We start from the raw sequence: 14,532 nt of genomic DNA on the forward strand, positions 1-14,532 counted from the left end.
AAGGACCTATCCATGAACGCAGACATCCGTAATAGCCAGATGCAGTACGCTCAGACCCAGCAGCTGGCCGAAGCCGCGGCCGCGCAGTTTCGCAGCAATTCACGTTTCTTTGTTCAGCAAGGCGAGAACAACAGCTGGGCCATTGTCGGCTCAAACGACAACCGCCTTTACGGCCAGCGTCGTGAGTACCCTGACGCGGTCAGTTACGCAAAAAGCCTGGAGCGGGTGATCGATTCAAAGTCGGCACCGACTTTGACCGTCGCTCCCCCTGACGATATCCGCACTCGTTGGTTAGCGCTCTGGGCATTGGCACTGATAGTTGTTGCCGGAGCATTCGCGTCATGAGCCGCGGGGTAAATAAGGTGATCCTTGTCGGCACCTGCGGCCAGGACCCGGAAGTGCGCTACCTGCCCAACGGCAACGCGGTGACCAATCTCAGCCTGGCCACCAGCGAGCAGTGGACAGACAAGCAGTCAGGCCAGAAGGTCGAGCGCACCGAATGGCACCGCGTGTCGCTGTTCGGCAAGGTCGCGGAAATTGCCGGCGAGTACCTGCGCAAGGGCTCCCAGTGCTACATCGAGGGCAAGCTGCAGACCCGCGAGTGGGAGAAGGACGGCATCAAGCGCTACACCACGGAAATCGTCGTGGACATCAACGGCACGATGCAGCTGCTCGGCGGAAAGCCGCAGGGTCAGCAGCCAGGCCAAGCCCCCGATCGTCAGCCACGACAGCAGCGGCCGGTGCCACAGCAGCAGAACCAGCAGGCAGCGCCGCCGGACTACGACAGCTTCCACGACCACATACCGTTCGCGCCAATGCATCACCTCGCCGGGGCGTAGCCATGAGGCGTCAGCAGCCGGTCCACCCCGCCGCGTGCTACCTAAGTCGCGCATGCCGCGACAACAGCCAGTCACGCGATGCCGAGCCATACGGCTGGATGACCGTGGACTGCGGCTGGCGGCTGGCGGCTGGCGGCTGGCGGGATGGAATGACCGAGACATGGAGCTCACCGCTTGAAACGCATCACCGCTCAAGTTTCAAGTCATATGTCCTTCTTACGCTTTATGGTAGTGCTGATTTTTGGAGTGTGATCCGCATGCAAAAGGGCATTTGAGATGAACGCTTTCATAAAAGTATCTGAAATCCCACGAGACTCCGATTTACTGTAATTAGATTCCGCTTTCTCAGAGGCCGTAATCTTATTACGAAGATTGGTGAGTTCAGATTGCAACTCTTTTATTTTCGCGGATGAATTCCCATTTGCATAGCTCATCGCGTCAAGCTCGTCGACAAGATTTTGTGCATCATGAAGGGCTTGATCTCGCTCGCTCGCGGCAACCTCTGCCTGCTCCGCCGCGCCCCTTAAACGTTCCTCAAAGGATTCAATCTCCCTGCTTAGGTCTTGTATGAAACTTCCAATTTCATCCGCACTCCCTGCAAGACGGTTGAAAATCTTCAGTATCGACTCTAACTGTTGGTTTTTTGAGAAATTAGGATACCTGACCTTATGATCTATCTCGCTCCAGCCTTCTTCAAATATTGTTCTAACTTGCAATTCGATGAGAAACTGCTCAAGGTTTGGCTTCATTTTCAAAATATAATGAACTGACCGATAACCCGACTTATGAATCTTGGTGGTAATGCCTTTTTCTTTGAACTGCTCAACCAAGCCAGGATGATCACCTTCACGAATATAGGAAACAGGTTTCTCGCCTAAATTCCAGGCTCCCCTTATCTTGTCGTGTATCGCAAACACCTCCCCTTTGAATAGATGCAGCGCTCTCACTCCAACCAAATCCGTAACGACAGCTAGGTAATTATCAACCGAAATACTGAGATATTTTTTGGACGGCGTCTTTTCACTTCGCTTCCTGACGATTTTCTCAAGCAAATGTTCTGGGTCCTTTACTCGCCAACGGACTGAATGGACCCCGCCCAATGCCTGAATACTCTTAACCACGAACTCGGCGGCGTCCTCAAGTTGACGCCGACGACCGATAAAATCGTCGTAGATGTCCTTCAGTTCCTCCCAGCTAATGTTCGCAGCTTCCCAAGTGGCATCGTCAACCTTATTACGTTGCAAAAACTGTTGAAGCTCCATCTACCACCCCATTCCCCAAAATTTTCTTTATCAAACACTAACACCGCGTAAAAAGCCATCATCGCCGGCGCCTGCACAGAAGGATATCGACATGACCGAACAACAACACGACGAGAGCAAGCTCGAGCGGGTCATCCGCAAGATCAAGCGCTGCCTGGCCCTTTCCAAAAGCTCGAACGAGAACGAGGCAGCTACGGCCATGCGCCAAGCCCAGTCGCTGATGCGCGAGTATCGCCTCACTGAAATGGACGTGCGACTCAGTGGTGTTGGAGAGGTGGAGTCGGAAAAGAGCAGGGCCAACCGGAGACCGACATGGGACCGTCACCTCGGCGCCATTATCGCTGAGGCCTTCGGGGTAAGGCCACTGTCCCGTAGGCACTGGTGCGACGCCACTAACCGTGTAGTCGAACGTGCAATGTTCGTTGGTGTAACCCCGGCACCACAGATCGCGATGTACGCCTACGAAACACTGCTGAACCAGTTGACCATTGCACGGCGCGCCTATGTATCGCAGGTTCGCACCGGCAAGCGTAGGAGCGCCTACTCACCGGATACCGCTGGGGATCACTTTGCGCTGGCCTGGGTTTCGGCAGTCCACGGCAAGATTCACGAGCTGGTCCCGCGGGGTGAAGAGGATCCTGCAATCAGCCAGCACTCCAACGGGCGGGATCTGGTAGCAGTTGAATCGCATGACAAAGCGTTGATCGAGCAGTTCTTGGCAGATCGCGAGATCGGAAAAGCCCGAAAGGTTAGAGAACTTGACCTCGATCTGAATGCACAAATCGCCGGCCTGCTGGCCGGTCAGCGCGTTGAACTGAATCCCGGCCTGGCTACAGGCGGGGAAGCCCAGCTCCAACTGGCCAGAGCATGAGGATAACATGACCACAGCAATCGACCTGTTCGCCGGCCTCGGCGGATGGAGTACCAGCGCGCGCCGCAGGCGTCCAGGTTCGTTGGGCGGCAAACCATTGCCCCGTGGACGCTGAGTGGGAGAGCCCATCTGGTGCTTGTTCGACTTCATGGTTCGCTGGGGCTGAGCCCCATGCGCTGCTCGCCCAGCCAGCGGCCAACAATCAGCTTTGATCTGGTAGCGCATACTCAAATTTATATGAGTGCTGCCCATCGGTGATCGTGATGACCATGCTACCGGTCAGCCCCGAAAGCGCGTCAGTTCCCGAATCAGGTACCACGGTGATGGACTGAACGGGTGTTCCACGATCCATAGAAGAACTGTGTTGAAGTACGAAGCTCCCGCTGCGACCGTGCAAGGCTCCATGCACAACTTCCATGGCAACGTAGCCGGCCGACCCTTGAACGCTACTGCGGAAGGACAACATCTCACCTCGGCTGGTGGCTTCTAGATCCCCCTGAAACTGCTTGTCCAAAGACAATCGACCGAGGCCAGATTGCTCAGCGACGCTGCTCAAAGTTTCCGGACTGAGCGTGATGTCGAACGGCCCTATGGCGGTGTAATGCATATCAAGTTCCTTTTGACCCGGCTCGATGCCGGTCAACCGTAATACCCCATCCCAATCCAAATTGCCACCATGCCGCCACCAGCACGGAGGGCGGCGCATGCATGGAGAAAGCCATGATCGAAGCCACCGAGAAGCAGCTCGAACTGCTCTGGCATACGCTGGGCCTGCATCCAGAATGCCGCCTCAGTAGCCGAAACTACTTCCTCACCAGCCCAGGCTATGACGACGCCAATAACCTGGATGTGCTGGTAGAGGCCGGCATGATGACACGCGGCAAGGCCCCGGCCTTCTGCTCCGAGGACGAGGTGGTGTATCGCGCCACGGACGAGGGCAAGCAGTTCGCCGTGGAGAAGCTGCCACCGGCGGCGACGCCTCCCAAGCGCACCAAGTTTGACGCCTACCTCGATGAGTGTGAATGCTATGACGGCTTCGCTCATTTCCTCGGCATCAACATGCCGCAGTATCAGCAGCGCGGCGAGTGGGGTGCACGGGAGTACCGGATGGTTCGCTATCCCCGCGGGAGCTCGTACCGGCAATACCGCCGCCACTACGACTTCGCGCGCTGGTCACCCTACGAGACGCTCGAGGTCGCGGGTGAATGGGCGCCGACCTTGAAGGAAGCCAAGGCAAGCTACAAGGCCGCACTCAAGGATTTCCGCGCCAAACCCAAGATGCCGGCCAACGACTTCGATCGCATCTACTCCGCTTGACCCGCGCTCCCCGCCAGCGCCTTCCCCTATTCAACGATAACGCCACCCCGGCGAGGGGGAGCCTGAAGCCGCTCAATCTTTACAAGGGACTTCAATCCGATTCGGTTCGGTTTCTTGGCATAAATACATCGTCACCAAACATATCGAAGTCGTGTCGCAAGGCAGCTATCGTTTGAGAGGCAGCAGCCCGATCCGGGTCTTTCAAAAGCGCTTTTTCAATCATGGCGTGCTGTGAGCTATTCATGGATCTGTAGAGATCAGAGACCTCGCGAGCCTTACCAAACATGTAGTTAGCAAAACCAGTCGGCCAGTAATAGCTTCGAGGCTTGATTACACCCTCTTTGATCGACACGCGGCTCTCACGCATCAGCCTTGACTCTCTATGCCCTGTAAGCCCCAACACAATGAATTTAGGAAGCTTGGTGTAAACCATGATCTCGCCTTGATCAGTCCCTAGAATGTCCATATGCATATTTCGAAGGAAATATCTGTTTATATTCGTAGGAACTTCGGTATTGGTTGAATCTATCGGCTCAAGTGGAAAAAAGTGTTGCTCATATTTCCCTGGACTGGATGAGTGCCCAAGCAAAAAAGACGCCAGTGCGCGTAGCGCAGACTCTTCCACTTCATTCTGACTACCATCTTCCCTCGGGTTAACACTGCGCATATAACTAAGCGTTCGCCAGCTTAGGGATGCGCAAAATTTTGCGAGCCAGTCACCGTAAGCGACTTTATCAACCTCACCTCTTACGAACGGATAGAAGACTTTATTAGCGAACTCTCGCTCCCAACCCGAGAACAGCAACTCACAAGAGCCGCATAGCCAGTAATCTTTTTCGATGTCCTGCGCCCGCTTATTTACATTGGTATTCTTACGAATAAATCCAGTAGCAGACGTCTCTTTCACCCACTTACCGACAAACTTTGGGATAAAATGACTAAGCTTTAACTCACCATGCGTCAAGCAAAGTTTGCACTGTCCTGTATTCATCCCGCTTCTCCATTTTTTACCGCCAACTTTTAACCCAGAACACAATTTTCCGCCACCTCGGAGAGGCTGGCGGCTGCCTGGAGAACACCATGAGCACATTCGCAGTCTTCGGCATGACCCGTGATGTTGCGCTGGCCGAGGCCAAGAAGCGCGTCAAAACCAGCAAGCCCGGCAAGCCTGGCGGGCCATCAATACAGTTGACGCCAGCCCAATGGGACGAGGCAGTCGCCAAGTACGCCGACAAGCTCATGAGCGGCGAGAAGGTAAAGCAGCTCAGCAACCTGTTCGACGCCCCCCCAGTACGCGCAGCAGTTCATCGAGCTTGCACGCAAGCAGGGGGATTGCCGAGACCTTCGAATTCGAGCCCGCTGCGCGCTCACCGACGCCAAGGGTAACCCGGTGATCAACCCGAAAACCAAGATGCCAAGAATCGGATGGTCGGACTACGGCGCAGATGGAAAGGCTAAAGCGGCCTAGCCGTTCCCTTCCGCCATAGCGAACCCGGCTTCAATGGCCTGCTGCTGGGTGGCGTAGCTGTCATCCATGGGGCGCGGGATTCCGGTAACGCTTTCGATGATCCACTTGTCCAGGGTCACGCCCTTGAACTTGTTGGTGACAACAACAGTTATTCCGTTACGCGTGGTTGTGCTCATAAAGGCCTCTGTCCATGTAAGTCAGTGGCAACACTCCCGCGTATCCGACAGAAAATCAACCGCATTCGATGACAGAAATGAATACAGGCAAGCAGCCCGCCAGCTCAAACAAGTTCGCCATCCTGCCGATGTGGGTAATCGACCGCATCAAGGAAGAAATGCGCCTCGGCCCCGCCGCTTGGCAGGCAATAACCGACGCAGTTGAGCAGGCAGAAGTGCCGCAGGCGCTGCCGTGCGAAGTGAAGCTGCCGCCAGGCGCGGTAATCGGCCAAGGCACGCCATTGTCGACGCTGCTGATGGCTATCACGGAGCGCGCCAGCCAGCCGGCCCACGCTCAAGTGTTCAGCAGCGAGCCAGAAGCCACGCAGTCCCACCCCGAACCATTAGCCTGGATGGTTGGTACTGCCATCTGGTGGACCAAAGAAGAGGCAGAGAGGGATGCGGCGGCTACCGGCCTACCAGTAACGCCAGTCGGCACGATCACGGAAAGCAGCAAGCCAGCCGAGCAGCACCAGGGCGATCCGGTCGGGGAAGTCGTGGCATTCGGGGAAGGGCTGCATGAAATAGCCTGGTCAGCCGGGCGCATGCCGAAGCTCGGCGCCAAGCTCTACACCAGCGCCGATCATGGCGAGGTTGAGCGGCTGAGGTCCATTGAAAGGTCATATGGCCTGCGCGAAGCGCTATTGGAGCAGATGAAGGGCGAGCGTGACCGAATGATCGCTCGTACCCTGGAGCTGGCTGACCAGCTGGCCAACCAGGATGCGCTGTTGCACAAGCTGAAGGAGACACTTCAGCGCGAGTACTGGGACGAGTACGCCGGCCTGGACGAGACGCGAGAGCTTATCGATGCAGCTCTGGCAGCAAGCGCAGAGACGGAGGCAACGTCGTGAAGACGCACTTCGCACCATTCACCGATCTGGAAGACCTCGAGCAAGCGCCGTGCGGCACCTGGCTGGGTGAAGCCAGCGAGCTATCAGGCGAATGGTCCGAAGTCGATTGCCTGCTCTGCCAGAAACATAAGGAAAAGCTCATCGAAGCCGCAGCAGACGAAGAACGCTTCATCGTTGAGCAGATGGGCGACATGGCCGCATTCATGCGCGCCGAGGCCTAAGCCTCGAAAGAGCACATTTGTACTCCACCCAGTTGCAACCCCTCTCCCCTCTATTCACTGCCGCGATATGGCGGCCAAGGAACGACCGTGCCTGTGGAAAAAATTGCTCTCGACTCCATCGATCTGGACGCCCTGCATGTAGCCGCAAAGGCCGCCGCCGAGGATGTGATCCGCTCCCACGGCTGGAAGGGAATGGTCGAAGACGCCGACTTGCTGGGAACCGATGAGCGTTACCTGGTCCTCGCCGACCCGGCCGTAGCTCTGGCCCTGGTCGAAGAGGTACGCAACTTGCGCAAAATGCTGCAGCAGCCCCGCGTGCCGGACGGATTCGCTTTGGTGCCGCAAAGCATGTTGCTCAGCAAGGACGTCATCGGCGTCATCAATTTCCACTGCGGTGACACCGACCAAGAAGAAGGTGGCCAGTTCGGGCAGTACACCGATGGCCGGCTGTGGGTCGGCTACGTGCTGGACGACGATGGGAGCAAAGTCCACGGGCTGCACATCGCGACCGATGAATACCCGGAGGAAGGAAGCACGACGCTGGTTGAGTTCCCGGCGGTGCAGCCATGACCCGCCTCGCCCTCTGCCTCCTGCTGCTGGCCACCGGCGCCAGCGCAGATCCAATCGTGCTCGAGCGCTTCATCCCGAGCGGTCTATCCCGGTACGACGACGTTGAGCGCGGCGTCACCTGCTGGATCACCGGCATGGGCTCCGGCATCAGCTGCTTGCCAATGCAAGATCGACAGGCCGGCAACGAGCGCCAGCTCTCCCCGCACGAAACCCAATCCGAACCTACACCCGCTCTGGCGCCTGGGCGCTGGATTGATGAGAGGTATGAGCTGTGACAGATCCTTCAGCACTGGGCCGAGACATGTGGATCATGCTTCGGCCAACCTTCGATGATGTGGCAGCAGCCAATGGGTTCTCTGGCCCGCTCGAAAAGGCTCAACTTTGGGCTGGATTCATGGCCGCAGCGAATGGGGCGATGTACGCCCAGGTCGGTGCCGGCCAAGCTCGCATCATTAACGATGGCATCCACGCGGCACTCGTGGATGTCGCACGCAGCAAGATCCAAGTGGTGAAGCCATGACCGACCTGATCGAAGCAAAGACGTCCACCTACTTCCTGCAGGCCGCCATCGACGTACAGGCCGAGCGCGGCAAGCAGTACGACGCACCGGACGGCACTCGCAGCATGGTGAAGACGGTCCAAGCCTTCAACGCCATAACCGGCCGCGATCTCACCGAAGCAGAAGGCTGGCTGCTGATGCAGATCGTCAAGGACGTGCGCCAGTGGCAGAACCCCGACAAATACCACGAGGACAGCGCGTTGGATGGCGTGGCGTACGCCTCACTGAAGGCTGAGGCCCTGGCCGCTGGAGACAAGCCATGAAAACTTTCGGAGAAATCACCGAGGCGGCGAAATCGGGCGACCGGCCTGACTACGACGACCTGCGCCTATCAATCACCATCAAAATCACCATTGGTCCAGGTCGTGGAGACGTTGTATCTGGTGCTTGTACTCGCACACCGTCTGATAGGTAGCGCTTGCGGTCCCAGTCACCAGCGCACCCACCACGCCGCAATCAGCGTTGACGAACTGCTCCCACGCTGCCTGCGCCTGGGGCAGCATGGCCGGTACATCTTTCGGGAGCCACCCTTTGTCGGCGTCCTCCTGTGCGCTGGCAAGAGCCTTCTGGTACTTCTCTTTCACCGCGTCCTTGGCTGCCTCCCGCATGGCATGTGCACACAGGCCAGATTCATTGGTGTTTTTCGCGGTCTTCAAACACTGCTTCCATTCAGCCTCTAGCTTCGCCGCATACTGGCGCACCGCTGCATCCCGTGCTGCATCCTCTGCTTCCTCCCCGTGTAGCTCGGCGTGGGCTGCACCCACTACTGCCAGCACTGCCCCTGCGATACCGGCCTTGATAGCGGTCTTCATTGTTCTCATTTCCCTGAGTGATAGCCCGTCCGGCGTGGTGCCGTTCCAGGCGGGTTTGGCTCGGCCAAAAGCCGGGCTGAGGTGATCCCTAACGCATTATATGCGTTGCCATCACCATCGAGCTGGGGCACCGCAACATTTCAACCGCAATCAAGGCCCTGATCAGAGAGCGCGATCAGCTTCGGCAAGATCGAGACGCCCTGCTGGATGCCGAAGGACATCTTCTATGACCCTACCCCTGATGTACATGGCCTACCTGATCTACAGGGGGCCGCGATGAGCGCACCAATCGAGCCGCAAGACTGGTCGTTCGGCGTCAAGGTCGTCCAGATCGAAGACATTCGGGTCGCCCGTGGCCTCACGCGGCGGCCGCGATCCTCGTGCCGACACCGGAAGATGGTCTACGACGAGAAAGAGCGTCGGGTATGGTGCAGCGATTGCGAGACCGAGGTCGAGGCTTTCGACGCATTCACCTTCCTGGTCGAGCATTACGGCGCCGCGGTAAGCAAGCTCAATCGCAGGGCAGAGGAGCTGACCCAGGCCGAGAAATTCCAGCTGCGTAGCCGCGCAGCCAAGGCGATGGACGAAGCATGGCGCAGTACGACGATGGCCCCGCTCTGCCCTCACTGCAATAACGCGCTCTTGCCCGAAGACGTGGCTGGCGGTCTTGCCAGCATGTCCAAAGAGATCGCTCGGGCCGAGCGCAAGCGCAAAGCCGCCCTCAAGCCAAAATAACCCCTCCCCCAACTACTCAAGCCCGCCGACATGCGCGGGCATGGAGAGCTATTGCCATGACAAAGGAAGAGCTGCAGGCCCTCGGGCCAAAGATCGCCATCGCGTTTGAGGCGGGCAAAGCCGCTGCGGCCGCATGCACGAATGACGGAGGGAGCGCCAACCTTGATCGAGTGGTAATTCCGGTGCCGGGATTGCGCCTCGACACAGAACACGGTCTGCCTGGCTACATCCAGAAAAGGCACGGCTACCACCGGCAGGGCTTGCACCTAGACACCCCATGGCCAGGGCAGGGCAACCAGCACAGCGCTGGAGTGCAGGCCATGCACAAGTCGCTTACCGCCCAAGGCGTCGACTGCTACGTCTACTACCAGGTCGACTGACCACCAACCTGCCGCCACGGGCGGCGTGGAGACCATCCCATGGAAACCGAGATCCTTTCGGACGAAGAGCTGGCCGACCTTACCGGCTACAAGGCCAGGGGCTGGCAGCGCCGTTGGCTCAACGATCGCGGCTGGCACTTTGTCGAGAGCCGCGGCGGCCGGCCATTGGTAGGCCGCCAGTACGCCCGCATGAAGCTGGGCGTCACCCTTGAGGTGGTGCCGCTGGCACCGCCGCCCCCGCCACCCGTACCAGCGTGGACGCCAGATTTTTCGAAAGTGAGGTGATATGCGCCCCCGGAGCACAGAAAACAGGGATTTGCCGCCGGGCGTGTACCGGCGCAAGCGCACCAGCAAGAGCAAGAAGAACCCCACAAAAGCGTGGGTCAGCTACTACTACCGAGACAAGGACGGTAAGGAAATCCCGCTGGGCACGGACCTCAGCCTGGCAAGAATGAAATGGGCCGAGCTGGAGGCCAGAGAAAAGCCACGTGACCTGCTCCTGATGAGGTCGATCTTTGATCGCTATGAGAGAGACATCATCCCCAAGAAGGGCGCCCGCACGCAAAAGGACAACCTGGCGGAGCTCCGCCAGTTGCGCCCCTTCTTCGACAAGGCCCCCATCGAAGCTATCACGCCATCACTGGTAGCCCAATATCGGGATGCTCGTTCGGCGCCAGTACGTGCGAATAGGGAGATCGCCCTTCTCTCTCACGTCTACAACATGGCACGGGAATGGGGCCTGACGATGAAAGAGAACCCATGCCAGGGCGTGCGCAAGAACAAGGAGGTACCTCGGGACTTCTATGCGAACGATGCCATTTGGAACGCGGTATACGCGAAAGCGGTGGGCGAGCTGAAGGACGCCATGGATCTGGCGTATTTGACGGGCCAGCGGCCGGCGGACGTGCTGGTGATGAGGCGGGACGACATCGAGGAAAAAGCCCTCGGCGTCAAACAGAAGAAGACTCACAAGAAGCTGCGGATTCTACTTGAGGTGGACGGGGTGGAAAGTGGCCTGGGGGCACTGATCAGGAAGATTCTTGAGCGCAACGCGCCGCACGGATCGCCTTACCTGCTGCTGACCGACACCGGTAAGCGGGTCACCGCGGCCATGCTTCGCCATCGCTGGGACGATGCCAGGGAGGATGCAGTAAAGGAGGCTGTTGCCGCCGGCGACCAGGTCTTGGCAGGCCGCATCAGCCAGTTCCAATTCCGCGACATCCGCCCGAAAGCAGCCTCGGAGATCACCGATGTCGACCACGCCAGCCTACTGCTGGGCCACACCAAGGGCGACATTACCGAGCGGGTTTATCGCCGCGTCGGGGCACTGGCCAAACCGACCAAATAAGGAAAGTATCGGAAGCGCTTCCGAAATAAACCATTCCCAAGGGTGTTCCCATGGGTAGTTTTTCTATGCCCCAAAAACGCAAAAAGCCCTGAATAATCAGGGCTTTGAATATGGCGGAAGCGTAGAGATTCGAACTCTAGGATAGTTGCCCATCGACGGTTTTCAAGACCGTTGCCTTAAACCACTCGGCCACGCTTCCAGCTCGTTTTGCGGCCGCCATAATACCGTAATGAAACACGCTGTCAAACTCTCAATGTCGCCGGTTGCAGGAGCTCTGATAGACTCCTAGCATCTGAACGTCTGAAACCACAGGTTTACCAAGGAGTGTCGCCATGCGCGAACAGGATTACGCCGTACACCACGGCCAGCAGGTCGAGCAGCAGGAGATCAGCAAGGTCCTGCGCAACACGTACAGCCTGCTGGCACTCACCCTCGCCTTCAGCGGTGTCATGGCCTTCGTCGCCCAGCAGATGCGCGTCGGCTACCCGAATATTTTCGTGGTGCTGATCGGCTTCTACGGGCTGTTCTTCCTCACCAACAAACTGCGTGATTCGGCCTGGGGCATCGTATCCACCTTTGCCCTCACCGGCTTCATGGGCTTCATCCTCGGCCCTATCCTCAACCGCTACCTGGGTATGGCCGGTGGCGCTGAAGTGGTCAGCTCGGCCTTCGCCATGACCGCGCTGGTGTTCGGTGGTCTGTCGGCCTACGTGCTAATCACCCGCAAGGACATGAGTTTCCTCAGCGGCTTCATCACCGCAGGCTTCTTCGTGCTGCTGGGTGCAGTGGTTGCCAGCTTCTTCTTCCAGATCAGCGGCCTGCAACTGGCGATCAGCGCTGGCTTCGTGCTGTTCTCGTCGGTCTGCATCCTGTTCCAGACCAGCGCGATCATCCATGGCGGTGAGCGTAACTACATCATGGCGACCATCAGCCTGTATGTATCGATCTACAACCTGTTCGTCAGCCTGCTGCAGCTGTTCGGCATCATGGGCCGCGACGACTGATTGCGATTGGTCAAATGCAGTAAAAGGAAAGCCCGCTTCGGCGGGCTTTTTCATGAGCAGAGATTGACCTAAAAGTCAGCTTATTGGGTGAATAGCCACCGATCATGCTGCCATCGTGCTTGCCACTACCCCTGACGCGCCTCAGCCCGTAGAATGCGCTCCTTTTTTCTCCCAGGGCAGCTTTGTGCAATGAGCTCACACGAACACAGCCCAGGCGCATCGGCGCCTGCCAATGAACTGGTGCTTGGCCTTGAGGACAAGCCGCGGCTGCTGATCGGCCTGCTGGCGGCGTTGCAGCATCTGCTTGCGATCATCGTACCAATCGTCACGCCGGGCCTGCTGATCTGCCAGGCGCTTGGCGTTTCGGCACGTGACACCAACCTGATCGTGTCGATGTCGCTGGTGATCTCCGGTATCGCCACCTTCGTCCAGTGCAAGCGCTTCGGGCCGTTCGGTGCGGGGCTGCTGATTGTCCAAGGCACCAGCTTCAACTTCGTCGGGCCGCTGATTGCCGGTGGCGCGTTGATGGTCAAGCAAGGCACGCCGGTTGAAGGCGTGATGGCAGCCATCTTCGGCGTGGTGATTGCGGGCTCCTTCGTGGAAATGGGCGTGTCGCGCATCCTGCCGTTCGTCAAACGTCTGATCACCCCGCTGGTGACCGGCATCGTCGTGCTGATGATCGGCCTGACCCTGATCAAGGTCGGCCTGATCAGCATGGGCGGCGGCTTTGGCGCGATGGCCAATGGCACTTTCGCCAATGGCGAGAACCTGCTGCTGTCGGGTGTGGTGCTGGCGATCATCGTAATCCTCAACCGCATCCCGGTGGTCTGGATGCGCAGCTGCGCCATCGTCATCGCCCTGGCGGTCGGTTATGCACTGGCCGGCTATCTGGGCCGCCTGGACTTCACCGGCATGCACGAGGCCGCGCTATTCCAGGTGCCAACACCTTTGCACTTTGGCCTCAGCTTCTCGTGGGCGCTGTTCATTCCGATGCTGGTGATCTACCTGGTGACGTCGCTGGAAGCCATCGGTGACGTCACGGCTACCAGCAAGGTCTCGCGCCAGCCAGTCGAAGGCCCGGTGTGGATGCAACGGATCAAGGGCGGGGTGCTGGTCAACGGCGCCAACTCGCTGCTGGCTGGCCTGTTCAACACCTTCCCCAGCTCGATCTTTGCCCAGAACAATGGCGTTATCCAGCTGACCGGCATCGCCAGCCGCCACATCGGCATCTGGATCGCTGTCATGCTGGTGCTGCTGGGCTTGTTCCCATCGGTTGCCGGGGTGATCCAGGCGGTACCGGAGCCGGTGCTCGGTGGCGCAGCCATGGTCATGTTCGGCGCGGTAGCGGCCTCGGGCATCAACATTCTGGCCAGCACTCAGCTGGACCGTCGCGCCCTGCTGATCATCGCGGTATCGCTGGCGCTGGGCCTGGGTGTGGCTCAGGTGCCAGAGTTTCTGGCCCACATGCCAGCGGCGATCCGCAATGTGCTGGAGTCCGGCGTCGCTACCGGCGGTATCTGCGCCTTGGTACTGAACTGGTTCCTGCCAGAGAGTAAAGAGCGCGCCTGATCACTCGGCGTCTCAGTTGAAAAGCCCACCCCTTTGCGCAAGGCCACAAGGCCCTTGCATGAGCGGGGATGGGCTTTTTTGCTTTATCATGGCGGCATTCCCTTGCATGAGTTGTCCATGAAATTCGCTATCGCGGTATTTTCCCCGGCCCATGCGCCCTCCTCGCGCCGCGCGCTGCGCTTTGCCGAGGCGGTGCTGGCCGGCGGGCATGAGATTGCCCGGCTGTTCTTCTACCAGGACGGGGTACACAGTGCCTCGGCCAATGTGGTTACCCCTCAGGATGAGCTGGATGTCGCCGCCCAATGGCGCACCTTCATCGACAGCCACCAACTGGACGCTGTGGTGTGCATTGCCGCCGCCCTGCGCCGTGGCGTGCTCGACGAAGCCGAGGCCAGCCGCTATCAACGCCCGGCCGCGAACCTGCCCAAGCCCTGGGAGCTGTCGGGGCTCGGCCAACTGCACGAGGCGGCGCAGAGTGCCGATCGCCTGATCTGCTTCGGAGGCGATTGAA

General features: G+C 58.6%; 23 protein-coding genes, 1 tRNA gene and 1 pseudogene. 19 read left to right on the forward strand and 6 right to left on the reverse strand.

The window, feature by feature from the left end:
- The first annotated feature begins 12 nt into the window (after positions 1 to 12).
- Both CKW22_RS15150 and CKW22_RS15155 read left to right on the forward strand, forming a co-directional pair.
- The gene (locus CKW22_RS15150; protein WP_095064342.1) at positions 13 to 345 is read left to right on the forward strand and encodes a hypothetical protein; all 333 of its coding nucleotides are present in this window, start codon (positions 13 to 15) and stop codon (positions 343 to 345) included.
- On the forward strand, positions 342 to 839 hold the full coding sequence (locus CKW22_RS15155; RefSeq protein ID WP_095064343.1) for a single-stranded DNA-binding protein: 498 nt from the start codon (positions 342 to 344) through the stop codon (positions 837 to 839). Before CKW22_RS15150 ends, CKW22_RS15155 begins: the two co-directional genes overlap by 4 nt.
- Before the next feature lie 203 nt (positions 840 to 1,042).
- On the opposite strand, the gene CKW22_RS15160 is transcribed toward CKW22_RS15155, so the two are convergent.
- Positions 1,043 to 2,101, reverse strand: a complete 1,059-nt coding sequence (locus tag CKW22_RS15160) for a hypothetical protein (RefSeq protein ID WP_095064344.1) — start codon at positions 2,099 to 2,101, stop codon at positions 1,043 to 1,045.
- A gap of 91 nt (positions 2,102 to 2,192) precedes the next feature.
- Between CKW22_RS15160 and CKW22_RS15165 the strand changes: the two genes are divergently transcribed.
- Together CKW22_RS15165 and CKW22_RS27870 are read left to right on the forward strand one after the other, a co-directional pair.
- On the forward strand, positions 2,193 to 2,972 hold the full coding sequence (locus CKW22_RS15165; protein WP_095064345.1) for a DUF2786 domain-containing protein: 780 nt from the start codon (positions 2,193 to 2,195) through the stop codon (positions 2,970 to 2,972).
- A gap of 7 nt (positions 2,973 to 2,979) precedes the next feature.
- Positions 2,980 to 3,097, forward strand: a pseudogene (locus tag CKW22_RS27870) (DNA cytosine methyltransferase); the annotation flags it as partial.
- Positions 3,098 to 3,174: 77 nt separating this feature from the next.
- On the opposite strand, the gene CKW22_RS15170 reads toward CKW22_RS27870, so the two are convergent.
- Positions 3,175 to 3,579, reverse strand: coding sequence for a DUF3224 domain-containing protein (locus CKW22_RS15170; RefSeq protein ID WP_095064346.1), 405 nt, complete (start codon positions 3,577 to 3,579; stop codon positions 3,175 to 3,177).
- Between the two features lie 113 nt (positions 3,580 to 3,692).
- Here CKW22_RS15170 and CKW22_RS15175 point away from each other — a divergent pair, with 113 nt between their 5' ends.
- Positions 3,693 to 4,289, forward strand: a complete 597-nt coding sequence (locus CKW22_RS15175; RefSeq protein ID WP_095064347.1) for a hypothetical protein — start codon at positions 3,693 to 3,695, stop codon at positions 4,287 to 4,289.
- Between the two features lie 91 nt (positions 4,290 to 4,380).
- On the opposite strand, the gene CKW22_RS15180 is transcribed toward CKW22_RS15175, so the two are convergent.
- Positions 4,381 to 5,280 carry a hypothetical protein gene (locus tag CKW22_RS15180; RefSeq protein ID WP_095064348.1) on the reverse strand — a complete coding sequence of 300 codons (900 nt, stop codon included), beginning with the start codon at positions 5,278 to 5,280 and terminating at the stop codon, positions 4,381 to 4,383.
- A gap of 89 nt (positions 5,281 to 5,369) precedes the next feature.
- On the opposite strand from CKW22_RS15180, the gene CKW22_RS15185 reads away from it, so the two are divergent.
- On the forward strand, positions 5,370 to 5,675 hold the full coding sequence (locus CKW22_RS15185) for a hypothetical protein (protein WP_256577299.1): 306 nt from the start codon (positions 5,370 to 5,372) through the stop codon (positions 5,673 to 5,675).
- A gap of 78 nt (positions 5,676 to 5,753) precedes the next feature.
- Here CKW22_RS15185 and CKW22_RS15190 read toward each other — a convergent pair whose 3' ends face one another.
- Positions 5,754 to 5,933 carry a hypothetical protein gene (locus CKW22_RS15190; RefSeq protein WP_095064349.1) on the reverse strand — a complete coding sequence of 60 codons (180 nt, stop codon included), beginning with the start codon at positions 5,931 to 5,933 and terminating at the stop codon, positions 5,754 to 5,756.
- 77 nt (positions 5,934 to 6,010) lie between these two features.
- Here CKW22_RS15190 and CKW22_RS27565 point away from each other — a divergent pair, with 77 nt between their 5' ends.
- The 6 genes from CKW22_RS27565 to CKW22_RS15220 all read left to right on the forward strand — a co-directional run bounded on the left by CKW22_RS27565 (position 6,011) and on the right by CKW22_RS15220 (position 8,436).
- Positions 6,011 to 6,823, forward strand: coding sequence for a hypothetical protein (locus CKW22_RS27565; RefSeq protein WP_177447943.1), 813 nt, complete (start codon positions 6,011 to 6,013; stop codon positions 6,821 to 6,823).
- Positions 6,820 to 7,044, forward strand: coding sequence for a hypothetical protein (locus tag CKW22_RS15200; protein ID WP_095064350.1), 225 nt, complete (start codon positions 6,820 to 6,822; stop codon positions 7,042 to 7,044). The genes CKW22_RS27565 and CKW22_RS15200 overlap by 4 nt, the downstream gene beginning before the upstream one ends.
- Positions 7,045 to 7,131: 87 nt before the next feature.
- Positions 7,132 to 7,614, forward strand: coding sequence for a hypothetical protein (locus tag CKW22_RS15205; protein ID WP_095064351.1), 483 nt, complete (start codon positions 7,132 to 7,134; stop codon positions 7,612 to 7,614).
- A complete protein-coding gene (locus tag CKW22_RS15210) occupies positions 7,611 to 7,889 on the forward strand; it encodes a hypothetical protein (protein WP_095064352.1) in 279 nt (92 codons plus the stop codon). Before CKW22_RS15205 ends, CKW22_RS15210 begins: the two co-directional genes overlap by 4 nt.
- A gap of 26 nt (positions 7,890 to 7,915) precedes the next feature.
- Positions 7,916 to 8,134 carry a hypothetical protein gene (locus tag CKW22_RS15215; RefSeq protein ID WP_095064353.1) on the forward strand — a complete coding sequence of 73 codons (219 nt, stop codon included), beginning with the start codon at positions 7,916 to 7,918 and terminating at the stop codon, positions 8,132 to 8,134.
- Entirely contained in the window at positions 8,131 to 8,436 is a 306-nt protein-coding gene (locus CKW22_RS15220; protein WP_238347571.1) for a hypothetical protein, read from the forward strand. The genes CKW22_RS15215 and CKW22_RS15220 overlap by 4 nt, the downstream gene beginning before the upstream one ends.
- Before the next feature lie 84 nt (positions 8,437 to 8,520).
- Here CKW22_RS15220 and CKW22_RS15225 read toward each other — a convergent pair whose 3' ends face one another.
- Positions 8,521 to 8,985: a lysozyme inhibitor LprI family protein gene (locus tag CKW22_RS15225; RefSeq protein WP_160015189.1), complete on the reverse strand. Its 465-nt coding sequence runs from the start codon at positions 8,983 to 8,985 to the stop codon at positions 8,521 to 8,523.
- A gap of 276 nt (positions 8,986 to 9,261) precedes the next feature.
- Here CKW22_RS15225 and CKW22_RS15230 point away from each other — a divergent pair, with 276 nt between their 5' ends.
- The 4 genes from CKW22_RS15230 to CKW22_RS15245 are packed head-to-tail and all read left to right on the forward strand — an operon-like array spanning position 9,262 to position 11,448.
- Entirely contained in the window at positions 9,262 to 9,720 is a 459-nt protein-coding gene (locus CKW22_RS15230) for a hypothetical protein (protein ID WP_095064391.1), read from the forward strand.
- A gap of 56 nt (positions 9,721 to 9,776) precedes the next feature.
- Positions 9,777 to 10,100, forward strand: coding sequence for a hypothetical protein (locus CKW22_RS15235; RefSeq protein ID WP_095064355.1), 324 nt, complete (start codon positions 9,777 to 9,779; stop codon positions 10,098 to 10,100).
- A gap of 39 nt (positions 10,101 to 10,139) precedes the next feature.
- On the forward strand, positions 10,140 to 10,385 hold the full coding sequence (locus CKW22_RS15240; protein WP_095064356.1) for a DUF4224 domain-containing protein: 246 nt from the start codon (positions 10,140 to 10,142) through the stop codon (positions 10,383 to 10,385).
- A 1-nt stretch (position 10,386) separates the two neighbouring features.
- Complete coding sequence (locus CKW22_RS15245) at positions 10,387 to 11,448, forward strand: tyrosine-type recombinase/integrase (protein ID WP_095064357.1); 1,062 nt, start codon at positions 10,387 to 10,389, stop codon at positions 11,446 to 11,448.
- Positions 11,449 to 11,559: 111 nt separating this feature from the next.
- Here the strand turns inward: CKW22_RS15245 and CKW22_RS15250 are convergent.
- Positions 11,560 to 11,647: transfer RNA gene (locus tag CKW22_RS15250), tRNA-Ser, on the reverse strand.
- A gap of 133 nt (positions 11,648 to 11,780) precedes the next feature.
- Between CKW22_RS15250 and CKW22_RS15255 the strand changes: the two genes are divergently transcribed.
- The 3 genes from CKW22_RS15255 (at position 11,781) to tusD (ending at position 14,531) form a co-directional block, all read left to right on the forward strand.
- Positions 11,781 to 12,452 (forward strand): Bax inhibitor-1/YccA family protein, encoded by a 672-nt coding sequence (locus CKW22_RS15255; protein WP_033696755.1) that lies wholly within the window; start codon positions 11,781 to 11,783, stop codon positions 12,450 to 12,452.
- A gap of 189 nt (positions 12,453 to 12,641) precedes the next feature.
- Positions 12,642 to 14,021 (forward strand): nucleobase:cation symporter-2 family protein, encoded by a 1,380-nt coding sequence (locus tag CKW22_RS15260; RefSeq protein ID WP_033696754.1) that lies wholly within the window; start codon positions 12,642 to 12,644, stop codon positions 14,019 to 14,021.
- A 117-nt stretch (positions 14,022 to 14,138) separates the two neighbouring features.
- Positions 14,139 to 14,531, forward strand: a complete 393-nt coding sequence (gene tusD, locus CKW22_RS15265; protein ID WP_033696753.1) for a sulfurtransferase complex subunit TusD — start codon at positions 14,139 to 14,141, stop codon at positions 14,529 to 14,531.
- Position 14,532 lies beyond the last annotated feature (1 nt).

Origin of the sequence: Pseudomonas sp. Irchel s3f19 (genome assembly GCF_900187555.1) — a bacterium.
Taxonomy (GTDB): domain Bacteria; phylum Pseudomonadota; class Gammaproteobacteria; order Pseudomonadales; family Pseudomonadaceae; genus Aquipseudomonas; species Aquipseudomonas capeferrum.

Bases quoted from the DNA above. Each gene is read 5' to 3' on its own strand.
- CKW22_RS15150 (WP_095064342.1), top strand. From the start codon at position 13: ATGAACGCAGACATCCGTAATAGCCAGATGCAGTACGCTCAGACCCAG.
- CKW22_RS15155 (WP_095064343.1), top strand. From the start codon at position 342: ATGAGCCGCGGGGTAAATAAGGTGATCCTTGTCGGCACCTGCGGCCAG.
- CKW22_RS15160 (WP_095064344.1), bottom strand. From the start codon at position 2,101: ATGGAGCTTCAACAGTTTTTGCAACGTAATAAGGTTGACGATGCCACT.
- CKW22_RS15165 (WP_095064345.1), top strand. From the start codon at position 2,193: ATGACCGAACAACAACACGACGAGAGCAAGCTCGAGCGGGTCATCCGC.
- CKW22_RS15170 (WP_095064346.1), bottom strand. From the start codon at position 3,579: ATGCATTACACCGCCATAGGGCCGTTCGACATCACGCTCAGTCCGGAA.
- CKW22_RS15175 (WP_095064347.1), top strand. From the start codon at position 3,693: ATGATCGAAGCCACCGAGAAGCAGCTCGAACTGCTCTGGCATACGCTG.
- CKW22_RS15180 (WP_095064348.1), bottom strand. From the start codon at position 5,280: ATGAATACAGGACAGTGCAAACTTTGCTTGACGCATGGTGAGTTAAAG.
- CKW22_RS15185 (WP_256577299.1), top strand. From the start codon at position 5,370: ATGAGCACATTCGCAGTCTTCGGCATGACCCGTGATGTTGCGCTGGCC.
- CKW22_RS15190 (WP_095064349.1), bottom strand. From the start codon at position 5,933: ATGAGCACAACCACGCGTAACGGAATAACTGTTGTTGTCACCAACAAG.
- CKW22_RS27565 (WP_177447943.1), top strand. From the start codon at position 6,011: ATGAATACAGGCAAGCAGCCCGCCAGCTCAAACAAGTTCGCCATCCTG.
- CKW22_RS15210 (WP_095064352.1), top strand. From the start codon at position 7,611: ATGACCCGCCTCGCCCTCTGCCTCCTGCTGCTGGCCACCGGCGCCAGC.
- CKW22_RS15215 (WP_095064353.1), top strand. From the start codon at position 7,916: ATGTGGATCATGCTTCGGCCAACCTTCGATGATGTGGCAGCAGCCAAT.
- CKW22_RS15220 (WP_238347571.1), top strand. From the start codon at position 8,131: ATGACCGACCTGATCGAAGCAAAGACGTCCACCTACTTCCTGCAGGCC.
- CKW22_RS15225 (WP_160015189.1), bottom strand. From the start codon at position 8,985: ATGAAGACCGCTATCAAGGCCGGTATCGCAGGGGCAGTGCTGGCAGTA.
- CKW22_RS15230 (WP_095064391.1), top strand. From the start codon at position 9,262: ATGAGCGCACCAATCGAGCCGCAAGACTGGTCGTTCGGCGTCAAGGTC.
- CKW22_RS15235 (WP_095064355.1), top strand. From the start codon at position 9,777: ATGACAAAGGAAGAGCTGCAGGCCCTCGGGCCAAAGATCGCCATCGCG.
- CKW22_RS15240 (WP_095064356.1), top strand. From the start codon at position 10,140: ATGGAAACCGAGATCCTTTCGGACGAAGAGCTGGCCGACCTTACCGGC.
- CKW22_RS15245 (WP_095064357.1), top strand. From the start codon at position 10,387: ATGCGCCCCCGGAGCACAGAAAACAGGGATTTGCCGCCGGGCGTGTAC.
- CKW22_RS15255 (WP_033696755.1), top strand. From the start codon at position 11,781: ATGCGCGAACAGGATTACGCCGTACACCACGGCCAGCAGGTCGAGCAG.
- CKW22_RS15260 (WP_033696754.1), top strand. From the start codon at position 12,642: ATGAGCTCACACGAACACAGCCCAGGCGCATCGGCGCCTGCCAATGAA.
- tusD (WP_033696753.1), top strand. From the start codon at position 14,139: ATGAAATTCGCTATCGCGGTATTTTCCCCGGCCCATGCGCCCTCCTCG.